Origin of the sequence: Chitinophaga hostae, assembly GCF_018224885.1 — a bacterium.
GTDB classification, from domain to species: Bacteria; Bacteroidota; Bacteroidia; order Chitinophagales; family Chitinophagaceae; genus Chitinophaga; species Chitinophaga hostae.
Genome location: NZ_JAGTXB010000002.1, coordinates 229,691 through 245,539, shown reverse-complemented (window position 1 = coordinate 245,539; position 15,849 = coordinate 229,691). Strand labels below are relative to the sequence as shown.

Here is a 15,849-nt window from a genome sequence, read left to right as displayed (position 1 = left end):
ACGTAATTGTATGATGCACACTCACTCTTCGCTATATAAAAAAAACGGCGGTTTGCTTACGGCCATGCTGGCAGCAATACTATGCCTGCTCCTGTCCTGTTCTAAAAACAATGAACTATCCGGGCCACCGGTGATCACCAAAGTAACGTTGCTCGATTCAACATTGCAGGACAGCAGCTTTACCAAAGCCCTGCCCGGCACACTGATACTGGTTACCGGTGAAAACCTGGGTGGTGTGGTAAGCCTCTCTTTTAACGGTTTAAATGCGTATGTAAATCCTACCTACAATACCAATACGCATATCATTCTTACAATTCCCGGCAATGCGCCTACAGAAGCCACCGACCCCAAAGTGCCTAACCAGATACGCATTGTCACCAATCATGGAGAGGTTTCCTATTCTTTTGTAATAGACATACCGCCTCCTTCTATTGCATCCATCTCCAACGAAAATGCAGTAGCGGGTGATTCATTGTTTATCTATGGTTCCAGCCTTTTCCTGATCGATAAAATCACTTTACCAGGCGGGAAAATCATCACGTCTATTTCTTCCAACGCTGCCGGCACGCGCGTTGGGCTGCTGATGCCGGATCTGGGTACAGATACCGGCCGGCTGCTGATCCATGCCAAATACGGCAGCGCTATGTCTGACGGCCCGTTGAATGATCATGCCAGCAAAGATGTGATCAGTAATTTAACCAACGACGGCGAAAGCGGTGAACCCGCTGTATTCAACTGGGCCTGGTGGGGCGCCAACAGAACCAGCGATGCCGCACTGTTTCCCGGCACCAGGGGCAGCTATCTGCAGAACATTTTCGGAGGCGTAGGCGCTAACGACGGCGGATGGTGGAATGGCAACCGCTCCGGCAATTTCAATGATGTGGCCATGTTTACCACAGATGTGTTGACAAAAGAAGCATCCCAGTATGCGCTCAAATTTGAAATCAACACCAAAGAACCCTGGACAGCCGGTATCAACGTTTTACGGTTCAACGACAAATATGCCTTCCGTTTTATGCCCTGGCTAACTGCCGATAACAAAACCTTTGACACCAAAAATAAATGGCAAACCGTTACTATCAAACTGTCGGACTTTAAGCTAAGCGACAGCGGCGTTGAAGGCACCGGTGCCAGCGCCACCGTGATGGGCGATCTGCTGAAAAGTGATGGCAAAGTAATGTTTGGCTACCGCATCATTACCGAAGCCGCCGGTGTAGAAGTATACAATACCGCCTACGATAACTTCAGGATCATTAAAATAAAATAATTTCTAAGCCGGTCAATTCAACCGGGCATCTGTAAAAAGATGCCCGGTATTCATAGGCTGCAAATCTGATCAGATGAAAATGATAAGCGATAGCACATTGATTTGCCTGATGCTGGCTTCACTGGCTGCATGCGGTAAAAAATCTTCCACTCCGGCAGATAGTACCGGTAAACCGGATACGGTCATTACCGTAGTTACGCCACCAGATCCGGCCACGGCAGTTACTGAAGGCTTTTTTAAAGATGGGTGGACTGCAAAACGATTCACAGCACCGGCATTCAACGAAGCCAACGCCCCCGCCAGCGTTAACGCTACTGTTAACGTAGACGCATCTACGACTGTAACAAAAATTTCGCCCGCCCTATTTGGCAACAACGCCAACCTGTATATGACACAGATGGTGACAGCACCGGCGTTACTCAGCCATATCACCAAACTGCATCCCGGCATTATCCGTTTCCCGGGCGGTAACATCAGCAGCGTTTATTTCTGGAATGCCGCTCCTGGCAATGCCCCCGCAGATGCGCCCGCCAACCTCCCCGACATGAACGGCAACATGGCCGGCGCCGGATATTGGTATGGCCGGAATAACGACAGCTGGACGCTTTCCCTTGACAACTATTACAACATGCTGCAGCAAACAGGCAATGAAGGCATCATTACCCTTAACTACGGCTACGCCAGGTATGGCAACAGCGCAAATCCCGCGGCAGCAGCCGCACACCTGGCAGCTGATTGGGTGCGATATGATAATGGCCGCACCCAATACTGGGAAATAGGTAACGAAAGCAACGGCACCTGGCAAGCCGGCTACCGCATTGACCAGTCCCAGAATAAAGACGGGCAGCCCATGCTGATTACCGGTGAGCTATATGGCCGCCATGCAAAAATATTCATCGACTCCCTCCGCAAAGCAGCCACCGAAATCGGAAAAACTATTTATATCGGCGTACAACTACTGGAACAGGAACCGGCTTCCTGGGCCACCGCTACCGACAAAAGCTGGAACAGCGGCGTATTACAGCAAACCGGCAATGCCGCCGACTTCTTTATTGTACATAGCTATTATACGCCTTTCAATACCAATTCCACTCCACTGGAAATATTGGCCACCGCCAATGCCGTCACTAAAAAAATGTATGATCACGTGAACACCGCCGTGCAAACCGCCGGCGTAAACGCCAGGCCCATTGCGCTGACCGAATGGAATATTTTTGCTACCGGTTCCAAACAAATGGTATCGCAAATAGCAGGCATTCACGCCGTGCTCGTACTGGAAGAACTGATGAAAAATAAATTCGGTATGGCCAGCCGCTGGGACCTCGCCAACGCCTGGGATAATGGTAATGATCACGGTCTTTTCAGCACCGGCGATGCCGCCTCCGGCGAATCAAAATGGGAGCCCAGGCCCACCTTCCACTATCTTTATTTTCTGCAAAAAACATTGGGCGACAGGTGCATCAACGCAACCTCCACCGATGCAGACATTCTTGCCTATGCCTCTACCTTCAGCTCCGGTGAAATATCGACCGTGCTGGTAAACAAAGGCAACATGCAAAAAGATGTACAACTCACCTTCAAAAATTTCAATACAGGTACGCGGTTTTACTGGTATACACTCACCGGTGGCGAAGGCGTTACCGGCTTTGGCAGAAAAGTATTTGTAAATGGCAGCGGTCCTTCCGGACCTGCCGGTGGTCCGCAAAATTATGAGGCCGTAAAAGCCAATGCCGCCAATACAAACAACGGCGTCAAAGTATCCCTGCCTCCCATGTCGGTAGTGTATGTTGTGACAGAAAAAAAATAACAACAGTTATGAATAGTTGGACAGAAAGCGTTATTCAGCAATGGAAAAACGCCGGCATCACCCTCAATAAAGGCGCCCTGATAGAAATGATCACCGAAACAGAAAATGCACTGGGATTCAGGTTCCCCGGAGAATTTATGGAACTATACCTGCAAATGGATGGATTCAGCCATATGGAATCACATAGTAACATGTATTCCATATGGCCTATACACCGGATATTGCATGAGTACCTGAAAAGTGGCAGCAGAAATTTTATTGGCTTCGCCTGTCTGCCTGGGAATAATTATACCATTGGTTTCCTCAAAAACAACACCGGCATATTCGGTAGTGCTGATCAGCGTCGTATTGCGGAAACATTTAAAGAGAGTTTACTGCTGATCAGCAGGGATCCGCAGTTGTTGTATTGAGTGTATTGAAAGCAGCGGATAAAATAAGCGGTACTAAAAATTCCTATATTTGCCGGTACTTATTTGTTAACCGGCAACATCACTATATGATTCACTATGTTACAGGAGATGCTACCAGCCCCATTGGCGAAGGAAATAAAGTTATTACCCATGTGTGTAATGATATAGGGGCCTGGGGAAAAGGATTTGTACTTCCCCTCGCAAAAAAATGGCCACAGGCTAAGGCAACCTACCTTGCGTCATTCGCAACCAACCCTCACCCTCAATTGGGAGATATTCAAGTCATTGCAGCGGAGCCTGGGTTGTGGATTATAAATATGATCGGACAACATAAGATCACTACCCGTTATAGTAAAGAGGAAATTCCGCCGGTAAGATATGAGGCCATTCAAAAAGCGCTACACCAGGTAGCCCTCTTTGCCACCAGGGAAAAAGCAGCGGTACATATGCCCAGAATCGGTTGCGGGCTTGCAGGTGGCACCTGGGATAAGATAGAACCGCTGCTCCACGAGGCGTTTGATAAAAACGGTATACAGGTATATGTATACGATCTGCCCGTTTGAACTATCCAATATATACCGCAATTAAAAAATTATTGTTTCGTTATCTATTCATATTATATTAAAAAATATTTTTCGAAGCTCAATACAGTGGCAATTTCATGTAAATAACTTATTTTTGATAGTATCATATGATACTATCATTGTTTAAAAATGAAACCGCCGTACCAGATAACTAATGAGATATTAGCATTAATTGCTTCTATTTCCGAAAAGATCGGGGAGATAAACGCTACCCATTTGCAAAAAGCTCCCGCGACACTGCGAAAAAGCAATAGGATTAAAACGATACAGTCTTCTTTGGAAATAGAAGGGAATACCTTGTCTGTGGAGCAAATAACAGACATCATCAATAATAAAAGGGTATTGGCTCCGCAAAAAGACATCCTGGAAGTAAAAAATGCGATTGCACTTTACGATGATTTAAATCAGTTTAACCCGAGGGCCTTGAATTCATTCCTGCAAGCCCATAAAATATTAATGCATGGTTTGATTGATGCACCCGGAAAAATCAGAACTAAAGCTGTCGGCATCGTGAAAGGCTCAAAAATTACCCATGTAGCCCCCCCGGGAGAAATGGTAAAAGCCCTCCTCAATGATCTGTTTGCATACTTAAAAAATGGGAAAGACCTGGTTTTAATTAAGAGCTGTGTTTTTCATTATGAGATAGAGTTTATTCATCCATTTATAGATGGGAATGGAAGAATGGGGCGTTTTTGGCAAACATTAATTCTTAAAGAGCAATACCCGCTCTTTGAATACCTGCCTATAGAAACGGTAGTAAAAAGAAGGCAAATCGATTACTACAAGGCGCTGAGCATTTCAGATAAATCAGGGCATTCCACTCCCTTTATCGAATTCATGTTAGCAGTAATAGAAGAATCTTTAGAAGAATTATTAACAAGTCAAAACACTTCAGTCACGTCTGTTGACAGAATCAGCTTATTTAAACAGAAAATAAAGGATGCGCCGTTTACAAGAAAAGACTATCTCCGGGAAAATAAAGATATCTCAAGTGCTACCGCCAGTCGTGATCTGAAAGAAGCCATAGAAAAAAAACTGTTGAACAAAACCGGCGACAAACGAGTTACAGTCTATAACTTTCTGTAAATTACCGCATGCGCTCACTGACCCTCTATATATTTTCTATGCTCCTTACCGCTACCGTTATAGCCCAAACGGCCAAACCGGAGATACTCGGCAGCCTCTCTACAGACAAAGTAACGGAAGCTTCCGGCATCGCCTCCAGTATACCCTTAAAAGGCTGTTACTGGACCCATAACGATAGCGGTAACAAACCGGAAGTATACCTGCTCAACAGCAAAGCGGAGCTGATCAGCACGTTCAGGCTAACAGATACGGGCAATCGTGACTGGGAAGATATTGCTGAAGGCATTGGGCCGGAAAAAGGCAAATCTTATGTGTATGTAGGAGATATAGGCGATAATTCTGGAGTCAGAAAACATATCCGCATATACCGTTTTCAGGAACCGGAAAAATTACCCGCAGAACATGTGGCCGTTACCCCCGATGTGCTGACACTGAAATTTCCAAACGGACCACGCGATGCAGAATCCTTGATGATAGATCCCATCAGCAAACAAATTTATATTGTGAGTAAAAGAGAAAGAGAAGTCAGTTTGTACAAAACAAACCAACTCTTCTTTAACAACGGCGATAAAGCCACGCTCGAAAAATTAATCAAACTCCCCTACACCTGGGTTACCTCCGGAGATATTTCCAAAGATGGCCACCATATTGTTATAAAAACACTTACCACCATCTACTACTGGCACCGCAACAGCAATGAAAGCGTAGAACAGGCCATGGCAAAACCCGCTAAGGAACTCCCCTATGTAATAGAAAAACAAGGCGAAGGCGTTACCATTACTCCCGGTAACGATGGCTATGTAACCATCAGTGAAGGAAAAAATGCACCGATCTACTTCTATCGGTGGAAGTTTCTTTAGCTTTTAGCCATTGGCTTTTAGCTTTTAGCCTTGCGTTCTGCTTTTCGGTTTCTGCTTTTCGCTTTTCACCCAAAGCGGCTCGCTGCCTTCTCATTTCAGTAACATCTCCTATAATTGTATAGTGCGGGCAGCCCTCATGATCTGCTGCTAACCCAAAAATATATACACCCTCAAAACAGGTACTTCTTTTAACGGAAATACCTGCATAAAACCATTTTGCTATGCCAACGTTTAACAGCTACCACCATTTTTATGTACGGGGAATGCCACTCCGACCCTTTATCACAGACTATTAGGTAACCACAACATTCCATCGCTGCATTCATTTATTCAACAACCTCATTCGCTCATGCAAAAGAAAGCTATTATCATTGGCGCCGGTCCGGCCGGCCTGACTGCTGCCTATGAACTATTACAGCGTACCAGTATCTTACCGGTAGTACTGGAAAAAAGTACCGACATCGGCGGCATCTCCAAAACAGTAAACTACAAAGGCAATCGCATCGACATCGGAGGCCACCGGTTCTTCTCCAAATCAGATCGCGTAATGGACTGGTGGATGACCATGATGCCGCTCGACAAAGAAGCCGCAGAAATTTTCTCTATCAGCTATCAGCAAAAAACCAGGGAAATAAAAACACCCCGCAACAATAACAACACTGATACGCTCGTTGCCCCTGATCCTGATCTTATTATGCTGGTCAGAAAACGCCTGTCGCGCATCTACTTCCTGCACAAATTCTTTACCTATCCCATACAGCTGTCTGTAGACACCCTGCGCAAACTGGGACTCACCACCACCGTCAGCATCATGTTCTCGTACCTGTGGGCACAGGTGTTTCCACGGAAAAATGAAAAATCCCTGGAAGACTTCATGATAAACCGCTTTGGAAAAACACTCTATCATCTCTTCTTCAAAGACTATACGGAAAAAGTATGGGGTATTTCCTGCAGCTCCATTTCTGCAGAATGGGGCGCACAAAGAATCAAAGGCATCTCCATCGGCAAAGCCATCGCACATGCCGTAAAATCCGCCATCGAAGCCGGAAAGCCCAAAGACCTCAAACAAAAAAATGTTGAAACCAGCCTGATAGAACAATTCCTCTATCCCAAACACGGACCCGGCCAGCTATGGGAAGAAGTAGCCCACCAGGTAATCAATAAAGGCGGTACAGTATTAATGCAGCATGATGTAAAAAAAATTCATACTTCAGGTAACCAGATTACTGCCATTGAAGCACTGGACCGCAGCACCGGGGAAGTAGTTACACTGGAAGGTGATTATTTTTTTTCCACCATGCCCATCAAGGAACTGGTAGCAGATATGGATGCCAATATCCCCGCCAACATCAGGGAAATCGCCGCAGGATTACATTACCGCGACTTCATCACCATTGGTATTCTCCTGAAAAACTTAAGCTTTGCAGATAAAAAAACAGGCGAGCATAAACCGCTGGAATTAAAAGATACCTGGATCTATATACAGGAAAAAGATGTGAAAGTAGGGCGCCTGCAGCTGTTCAATAACTGGAGCCCCTACATGGTGAAAGATCCCGATACTACCTGGGTAGGCATGGAATACTTCTGTAATAAGGGAGATGATTTCTGGGAACTCACCGATGAAGCTATCCGTCAAACCGCCATCACAGAACTCTGCAAAATAGGGCTGGCACAACAGTCAGATGTATTGGATGCCACCGTACTCAGAATGGAAAAAACATACCCTGCTTACTGGGGTACCTACGAACGTTTTGATGAACTGAAAACCTATATCGACAGTTATGAAAACCTGTTCCTGGTAGGCCGCAACGGCATGCATAAATACAACAACTCCGACCACTCCATGCTCACCGCCATGGTGGCGGTAGATAATATCGCCAATGGTATTGTGACCAAATCAAATATCTGGTCAATTAACACCGAACAGGAATATCACGAAGAAAAAAAATAGCCCATTAATTCATCTGGATATTTTGTTTTGAAAGACGGACTTCAGAACAAAATATCCAGATAAAAAACCCGTTAACGTTGCTCGTTGTACACCCCAAACTCAGCTACTGCCGGGGTTTCAAATTACTCATCTGCCAATATCTGCAATTTTTATCCCGCTGCCCCGCACAAACGGGTGAAGCTGTACACAGCCGGTAACAATTGATTAACAACTACCAGAAAGGTGTTATTTTTTATCCTATCAGGAATGCCTATCTTTACATCCTACATCGACCAGAATCAGCCCAAAAGGGAACGTTTTAAAACATATTTTGAATACCGTGCAATTAGATAGTGAACCAGATTTACTATTCAGGGTATCGCAAGGCGATGAAGCTGCTTTTGCGCAGTTATTTCATACTTATCAGCCCAGGCTGGACGCTTTTGTGATGCAGCTGACCGGTTCCCGGCCGCTGTCGGAAGAAATTGTGCAGGAAATCTTTATCAGGATCTGGGAAAAGCGGGAGAAGTTAAACCGGGTGGAGCACTTCCATCCCTACCTGTATGCAATAGCAAGGAATTACAGCTTATCATTTCTTAAAAAGATTGGCCGGGAACTGGCCAGGAAACAGGCATGGGAAGCCAGTATGGCAAATAACCAGGGCCAGGAAGATGATACCGCCGTTAAAGACTACCATCGTATTATAGATCAGGCAATATCTGAGTTACCCGCCCAACGGCAGAAAGTATACCTGTTAAGCAGAGATGAAGGACTGCGGCAGGCCGAAATTGCCGAGCGGATGGCTATCTCCCTCGAGACTGTTAAAAAGCATATGGTGCTGGCGCTGCGTTCCATCAGGAACTACGCCATGGCACATCCGGAAATCAATATATTATTACTGATCATGGGGCATTCTCTCCCGTTTTAAAATTTTTTTCTACCCCGTTACCTCTTTTTGATACTTCCTGCTGTCTTATAGTATAGATCAATCTATACCAATGGATAATACCAGGTTGCGTTACCTACTAAGCCAATATGCCAGTAAAATGCTCACTGCTGCGGAACAATCCGAGCTAAGTGACTTTTTAAACGCAGCCGACAACCAAACGCAATTGGAATTGTTAATAGAAGAGGCCTGGATCCAATCTGCCGATGAAGAAGAAACGACTTTTCCCTTTCCCAAACTGGAGGAAGAGCCGACCGTAAAACCGCTGTATATATGGCGTTGGGCAGCTGCAGTATTATTATTGGTGGTTGCCGGTGGAACCTGGCTGTTGACTACCCGGGACAAGAAAGGTGCTGCGGCAACAAAGGTGCCGGCAGCAGCGCTGAAGAAAGATATAGCGCCGGGCGGCAACAAAGCAATGCTTACCCTGGCCGATGGCAATGTGATTACACTGGACAGCACTTTAAAGGGTAAACTGGCGCAGCAGGGCAATGTAAACTTACAGGCGAGCCCGGGGCTGTTGAAATATGATCAGGGACATGTTCCGGCAAATAGCGGCGTAGCCTACAATGTACTGAGAACACCAAAAGGAGGACAATACCGGCTTGAATTGCCAGACGGATCAAAGGTGTGGCTGAATGCCGCTTCCTCCCTAAAATTTCCGACGGCTTTTACCGGGAAAGAACGCAGGGTAGAACTGAGTGGAGAAGCTTATTTTGAAGTAGCGAAGAACGTTGGTCAACCTTTTTACGTATCTGTAAATAAGGCCAATATAGCCGTACTGGGAACCAGTTTTAATGTCATGGCCTATGCCGACGAAGCAGATATCAGAACCACGCTACTGGAAGGGGCAGTAAAAGTAAGCCAGGAAAATACTTCCAGTTTATTAAAGCCCGGAGAGCAATCCCTGCTTGCACCCGATGGCAAAATTAAGGTGATAGAAAAGGCCGATATCGATCTGGCCGTTGCCTGGAAAAACGGACTTACTTCTTTTAAAAGTGCAGATATCAAAACAATCATGCGGCAGGTAGAAAGGTGGTATGATGTAGAAGTGGTATACAATGGCACAATACCCGCACGCAGTTTTACGGGAGATATTCCGAGAGATGCAAACTTGTCTGAATTATTACGATTACTGGAAATCAGCAAAATCCACTTTAAAATGGAAAATCACAAACTAATTGTGATGCCATAGCTTGTTATTCATGGACTTATTAATATATCGCTTGTTATTCGATTTGACTTTGTTTTCCACTATGTAGCTTGTGATTCAAAATAGCTTGTTATTTAATAATATCAACCAAATACCTAATAATGAATAAAGGTCCCTAATAGTGTAAGGAACCGGCATAAAAAACCAGGAGCGATCTCACCCGCCCCTGGTAAAAAGCCTGGTCAGTTACTGACATCAATAGTACCAGAAATCAGATTATCTAAACCAAACACTACAAATGTATGCAATCTAATTGTCATGCAAAGCCCATTTATGTACCCGGGCTTGTATCAACCATCAAAGAGCGCGTCGCCGCATTCCGTCGATCCGGCGCCCCTCAGAAGCTTAAAAAACAACTGATAATGCAAATAAAACTGGTAACTATCCTCTTAACGGTAGTTTGTTTGCAAATCAGCGCCAAAACTCTGTCGCAACAGATAACCTTGTCGCAAAAAAATGCGCCTATCCAGAAGGTGTTTGAAGAAATCAAAAAGCAATCAGGTTATAAATTCTGGTATGAAGATGCCATGCTTGCTAAAAGTGAGCCGGTAGACATCTCCATCCGGAATGCTTCGTTGGAAGAGGTATTGACGCTGCTTTTCAGAAATCAACCATTCAGCTACGAAGTGATCGGCAAGATCATCGCTGTAAAAGAGAAAGATATAAAACTATTAAATGCTGCCCCTTTCATTCCCATACCGGAAGTGGTTATCCGGAAAGTAAGCGGGGTAGTAAAAGATAATACCGGGGCGCCGGTTCCAGGCGTAACCATCCTGCTAAAAGGAACCAAAACCGGTACCACTACGAATGTACAGGGCCAGTACAGCATTGATGTACCGGACGATAATGCCACACTGGTGTTCTCTTCCGTTGGATTTGATCCCAAATCAGTTGTTGTAGGCACAGCTACTGTATTAAACGTAACACTTAACATTGCCTCCAGCGGCTTAAATGAAATGGTGGTAACTGCATTGGGTATCAAACGTCCGAAAGGAACCCTGGGATACGCTATCAGCACTATCAAGGCCGACGAACTCACCAAAGCCGGTACTACAATGAACCCTTTCCTGGCACTCTATGGTAAAGCTGCCGGTGTGGGAGTTAATACCGGTTCCGCTGGCCCTCAGGGTGGTATCAGGATCAATATCCGTGGTGCATCCAGTATGAACCCTAACCAGAATACAAGGCCACTGTTTGTGGTAGACGGTGTAATCCTCAGCGACCGCAAAACACAAATAGGTGGTAACCTTGGACAAGGCTTCGACTATGGCGCAGGCATCAACGACATCAACCCCGATGATATCGAGTCCATCGACATCCTGAAAGGCGCAAAAGCAACCGTATTATATGGTAGCGACGCCGCCAATGGTGTAATGCTCATTACCACCAAGAGTGGTCGTAATGTAAAAGGATTTGGTATGACCGGTAACCTGCAATACTCTATAGAACAGCCCATATCTTACCTGAAATTGCAGGATAAATACGGCCTCGGCGACAACCTGTATGACACTACGTATGCCACTGTCAATGGCGTAAAAACCAGGATGCTTCCCATTAAGCGCTTTAGCTTTGGGCCTGCATTTGACGGTGCAGATGTAATGTTTTACGATAGCTCTATCGTAAAGAACTCACCGCACAACGGCAACTTCCTTTCCCTGTTCCGGAGAGGTCATTCTACTACTGCGAACGTATCTATTGCAGGCAGCAATGAAAAAGGTAGTATGAGGGCGTCTTATACCAACTATAACTACCAGGACATCGCTGAAAATGGCTGGCAGAAAAGAAACTCTTTCAGTTTTAATGGTAACTACAAAGCTTCTGACCTCGCCACCTTTGAAGTGATTACCAATATCTACAATATCACTACGCAGAATCGCCGTTCTCTGAACGACGGACCAGTAGCATGGGGATACCCGGTAGACTTTGATTACGATAAGATCTACCCCTATTTCACCGACGCTACCGGTTATCAGCGCGACCTTACGAATGCAGGTGTATCCCAGGCGTTCTCAAAGCTTGGCCAATATCTCTGGAGTCAAAAAGAGAACCGTTACAAGGATGACAAGGTACATATGATCACCTCTGCCAAAGTAACGCTCAACTTCACTAAAAATCTGTTCCTCGTAGGACAGGCAGGACTGGACTACGACAACACCAATTATACCACCGAAGAAAAGATAACCAGGATTGTACCTTCAGTGGCCGGAGGTTCTTTTGGTGTAGCCAAACAGAACTCCACTGTTCAAACATACCAGGCACTATTGAACTATAATAAAACCTTTCTGAACAACGACCTCCGGTTGTTTGCATTTGGCGGTGGCGTATACAGGCTTCGTACAGTAGACTATTTCGGTACCACCACCGTAGGAGGGTTAAACTTCCCGGATTGGTACTCCTTCTCCAATCAGCTTGGCGTTGCTAATGCCGATAACCAGGATAAGCTGAGAAATTACACCCGTGGATCAGATGTATTATATAGCTTACTGGCATCGGCCGCCTTATCATGGAAAAATGAATTAACAGTTGAAGTACAGGGAAGACAGGACTGGAACTCTACGCTTCCTCCGGAAAATAATAAATATTTCTATCCCGGCGTTGCCGCCACCTGGAACTACACAGAGCGTTTTGCCCTGAAAGGTGTAAACACCGGACAGTTGAGATTATCCTGGGCTGACGTAGGTAATGGTACTGACAGATATTTTGCCAATAATCTCTACGGGTTTAACCGTTTATCCGGCACCAGTGCCAACGCAGTTTCTTCTCCCAGCAATCTATTGCCAGGGGCATTGAAACCGGAACGTAAGCGCGAGTTTGAAATAGGTATCAATAACACTTTCCTGCCACAGGACAGAATTATCCTGGACTTCTCCTTCTATACCAATCACAGGTATAACCAAATCATCAGCCTGCCAATTTCATCTGCGTCCAGCTCTACCGGTTTAACCGTGAATGCCGGCGACGTAAAAGCCTGGGGCTTTGAACTGGCAATAACCGGAACGCCACTGATGGGCAAAAATTATCGCTGGAACCTGACACTGAATGCAGCGAAACAGGCTTCTAAAGTGATCAGTCTCTATCCCGGTGTCATCTACAATCCTTTCAACAACCTGATCAATGGTTCTGCCGTTTCCGTAAATGCCGATGAAGGCCGTCCTTACGGAGAAATTATGACATACGATTTCAAACGTGATGAAGCCGGTAACAAAGTGGTAAATGCCAACGGCGCCTATATCCTCGACGATCAGAAAAAGATTTCAGCGGGTAATGTGATGCCTAAATTATATGGCGGTTTTATCTCTGATTTCCAATACAAAAACTTCAACCTGCGCATTGGACTGGATTATAAATACGGCGGTACTATCTTCTCCTATACCAACAACCGTTTGACCGGTGTAGGACAACTGGAAAATACCATGAAATACCGCGATGAAGAAAACGGCGGTCTGGCGTATTATCTCAACGCCAATGATCAGAAGGTGCCGTGGCAGCATTCACAACCGGCGCCGGCACAGTCAAAGGATGGAAAAGTATATCACGATGGTCTGATTCTTCCTGGTGTTAAACTGGATGATAATGGTAAATATGTTACCAATGATATTATGACCACCGCTGCCCTCTACTATGAGGGATATGCAAATGACCTGGCGACTTCCTTCCCACCTGACCGTTTATTTGAGAACAACTACGTTAAAGTAAGAGAAGTTGCACTTTCTTATACATTACCGGCATCAATGGCCAAGAAGATTAAGATGCAAAGGCTGACTGTTACTGCAGCTGCACGTAACCTTTTCTACCTGTACAAATCCATTCCCAATATCGATCCGGAAGGAGCATTGGGTGCAGATGTATTCGTAGAAAATACCATCTACCCAACACAAAGGACTTACTCCCTGGGATTAAATGTGGCTTTCTAATGTATAAAATGAAAAAAATGAAAAAAGCATATTTATATATATTACTACTGTCCGCCTCGTTCCTGGGCGCCTGTAAAAAAGACCTGTCAGACCGGTTCTACGACAAGGATAAGCTTACCGGCAGCGATGCCGATATAGTCCCGGGATTATTCACTGACATGCTCACCAATAACAAAATTTTTGCGCAGGACTATGGCGAATGGTATTACCTGCTGAACGGCGGTACCAGTATCACCGGTTATTCACAGATAGCACAGCGATATGTGTCTTATCGATACGACTGGTTCTCCAGCTACAATGACCTTACCACTGGTAATGGCTTTGATGATTTTCCTATCAACGGTCAAAATTTCTTTCAGAACAGCTACACCCGTCTGAAAAACTATGAAACACTTCAGAATACGCTTGCCGCACGTTCCGGACAGGATAAAACAGATGGAGAACTGTATCTAAAACTGGCTGGTTTGATTAAGTGTTACCAAACTGCCAAGCTGGTAGATTTCTTCAATTCCATTCCTTACTCCGATGCCTTCCAGGGTTCCAAAGGGGGGGCACAATACCTGTTTCCTAAATACGATGATGCAAAAACCGTATATCAATCCATCATCGCGGAATTGGGAACATTGGTAGATGGACTGCCGGGCGCTTACGCCCAGATGTCTGCCTCTGCACAGGCTGTTTTCAAACAACAGGATGTTGCCTTCAACGGTGATATCAACAAATGGACAGCCTTTGCCAATTTCCTCCGTTTGAAAATGTTGGTGCGTATTGCCGGCGTGGAAGAAGCATATGCTAAACCACTCATCCAGGCAGCATTGGCAAAACCATTGCCGCAAACCGACTATTACTGGTTTTACTGGTATGACATCGATCCAACTGGTGGTGGTACCTGGATCCGGGGCGTGTATGAAAACTCTTTCGCCTCCTTTATCCCTAATATCATCATGAAAAGGCTGAACTACGGTACTCCTGCCTATGAAGAAGGCATTGATGACCCGCGTTTGCCGGTGCTGGCTATGCCTACCAAATACATGGACTACCGCGGCGTATCTGCCAACATTGAAGAACAGACCGCATTGTATACCAGTGGAGAAAAATACTATCCGTTCGCAGACAATATCGCCTCTACGTTCTCTACCAATGCTAAATCTATGTACAACCATGCTACCTTCCACCGCAACTCCAAGATGCCGGTTTATATGAGCACACTGGGCGAACAGGATCTCCTGCTGGCGGAAATTGCATTGAAAGGTTTAGCTAATACAGGTAAATCTGCCGAAGAGCATATCAAAGACGAAGTAACACATTCTATTGCCTTCTGGTATACCATCAACCAGTTGAGCAGCTACGCCAAAACTGAGATGACGCCTGCACAAATGGCGCTGGTATATCCTGCCCGCCCATCTGCCACAGTAGTGAATGCCTGGGGCGATGTAGTGAAAGGTAAATTTACCGCAGCACCAACACTCGATGACAAAATGGAAATCCTGATGCAGCAGAAGTACCTGCACCTGAATCTCTATCAGCCATATGAACTGTGGGCAGAACTGAGAAGAACCCGTCACCCGAAACTGGAGCCCTTCACCTGGCATACCTCCGTATGGAAACCAATGCCGGAAAGAGTGCGCTACCCGGCTATTGAGCTGACTAACAACTCAGACAACTTTAAGAAAGTAGCACCGGAGAATAATTTAACTTCTCCCATTTTCTGGGTGCCTGCTGCTGCAAGGGCAAAAAATCCGTACTGGGATAACTATAATTACCAATAACAGCGAACATGGGAACGCTAAAAGGGATGTCTCAACAGGAGACATCCCTTTTATTTTACATGC

11 protein-coding genes are annotated in these 15,849 nt (G+C 45.5%); all 11 read left to right on the top strand.

The annotated features are described in order from the left end of the window. The first annotated feature begins 10 nt into the window (after window positions 1-10). A complete protein-coding gene (locus KE626_RS05275; RefSeq protein ID WP_211971818.1) occupies window positions 11-1,267 on the top strand; it encodes a glycan-binding surface protein in 1,257 nt (418 codons plus the stop codon). Window positions 1,268-1,340: 73 nt separating this feature from the next. Continuing rightward, entirely contained in the window at window positions 1,341-3,074 is a 1,734-nt protein-coding gene (locus tag KE626_RS05270) for an alpha-L-arabinofuranosidase (protein WP_211971817.1), read from the top strand. Between the two features lie 8 nt (window positions 3,075-3,082). Beyond that, the gene (locus tag KE626_RS05265) at window positions 3,083-3,484 is read left to right on the top strand and encodes an SMI1/KNR4 family protein (protein WP_211971816.1); all 402 of its coding nucleotides are present in this window, start codon (window positions 3,083-3,085) and stop codon (window positions 3,482-3,484) included. 86 nt (window positions 3,485-3,570) lie between these two features. Then, the gene (locus KE626_RS05260; RefSeq protein WP_211971815.1) at window positions 3,571-4,047 is read left to right on the top strand and encodes a macro domain-containing protein; all 477 of its coding nucleotides are present in this window, start codon (window positions 3,571-3,573) and stop codon (window positions 4,045-4,047) included. Window positions 4,048-4,197: 150 nt separating this feature from the next. Then, window positions 4,198-5,154 carry a Fic family protein gene (locus KE626_RS05255; RefSeq protein ID WP_211971814.1) on the top strand — a complete coding sequence of 319 codons (957 nt, stop codon included), beginning with the start codon at window positions 4,198-4,200 and terminating at the stop codon, window positions 5,152-5,154. Window positions 5,155-5,162: 8 nt separating this feature from the next. Continuing rightward, on the top strand, window positions 5,163-6,014 hold the full coding sequence (locus tag KE626_RS05250) for a hypothetical protein (protein WP_211971813.1): 852 nt from the start codon (window positions 5,163-5,165) through the stop codon (window positions 6,012-6,014). A 349-nt stretch (window positions 6,015-6,363) separates the two neighbouring features. After that, window positions 6,364-7,965, top strand: a complete 1,602-nt coding sequence (locus KE626_RS05245) for an NAD(P)/FAD-dependent oxidoreductase (RefSeq protein WP_211971812.1) — start codon at window positions 6,364-6,366, stop codon at window positions 7,963-7,965. 319 nt (window positions 7,966-8,284) lie between these two features. Continuing rightward, window positions 8,285-8,872 (top strand): RNA polymerase sigma-70 factor, encoded by a 588-nt coding sequence (locus tag KE626_RS05240; protein ID WP_211971811.1) that lies wholly within the window; start codon window positions 8,285-8,287, stop codon window positions 8,870-8,872. Window positions 8,873-8,942: 70 nt separating this feature from the next. Beyond that, entirely contained in the window at window positions 8,943-10,085 is a 1,143-nt protein-coding gene (locus KE626_RS05235) for a FecR family protein (protein WP_211971810.1), read from the top strand. Window positions 10,086-10,465: 380 nt separating this feature from the next. Beyond that, window positions 10,466-14,017 carry a SusC/RagA family TonB-linked outer membrane protein gene (locus tag KE626_RS05230; protein WP_211971809.1) on the top strand — a complete coding sequence of 1,184 codons (3,552 nt, stop codon included), beginning with the start codon at window positions 10,466-10,468 and terminating at the stop codon, window positions 14,015-14,017. A 17-nt stretch (window positions 14,018-14,034) separates the two neighbouring features. Next, on the top strand, window positions 14,035-15,786 hold the full coding sequence (locus KE626_RS05225) for a SusD/RagB family nutrient-binding outer membrane lipoprotein (protein WP_211971808.1): 1,752 nt from the start codon (window positions 14,035-14,037) through the stop codon (window positions 15,784-15,786). The last annotated feature ends 63 nt before the right edge of the window (window positions 15,787-15,849 follow it).

Coding starts and splice junctions, on each gene's coding strand:
- KE626_RS05275 (WP_211971818.1), top strand. CDS start 11: ATGATGCACACTCACTCTTCGCTATATAAAAAAAACGGCGGTTTGCTT.
- KE626_RS05270 (WP_211971817.1), top strand. CDS start 1,341: ATGAAAATGATAAGCGATAGCACATTGATTTGCCTGATGCTGGCTTCA.
- KE626_RS05265 (WP_211971816.1), top strand. CDS start 3,083: ATGAATAGTTGGACAGAAAGCGTTATTCAGCAATGGAAAAACGCCGGC.
- KE626_RS05260 (WP_211971815.1), top strand. CDS start 3,571: ATGATTCACTATGTTACAGGAGATGCTACCAGCCCCATTGGCGAAGGA.
- KE626_RS05255 (WP_211971814.1), top strand. CDS start 4,198: ATGAAACCGCCGTACCAGATAACTAATGAGATATTAGCATTAATTGCT.
- KE626_RS05250 (WP_211971813.1), top strand. CDS start 5,163: ATGCGCTCACTGACCCTCTATATATTTTCTATGCTCCTTACCGCTACC.
- KE626_RS05245 (WP_211971812.1), top strand. CDS start 6,364: ATGCAAAAGAAAGCTATTATCATTGGCGCCGGTCCGGCCGGCCTGACT.
- KE626_RS05235 (WP_211971810.1), top strand. CDS start 8,943: ATGGATAATACCAGGTTGCGTTACCTACTAAGCCAATATGCCAGTAAA.
- KE626_RS05230 (WP_211971809.1), top strand. CDS start 10,466: ATGCAAATAAAACTGGTAACTATCCTCTTAACGGTAGTTTGTTTGCAA.
- KE626_RS05225 (WP_211971808.1), top strand. CDS start 14,035: ATGAAAAAAGCATATTTATATATATTACTACTGTCCGCCTCGTTCCTG.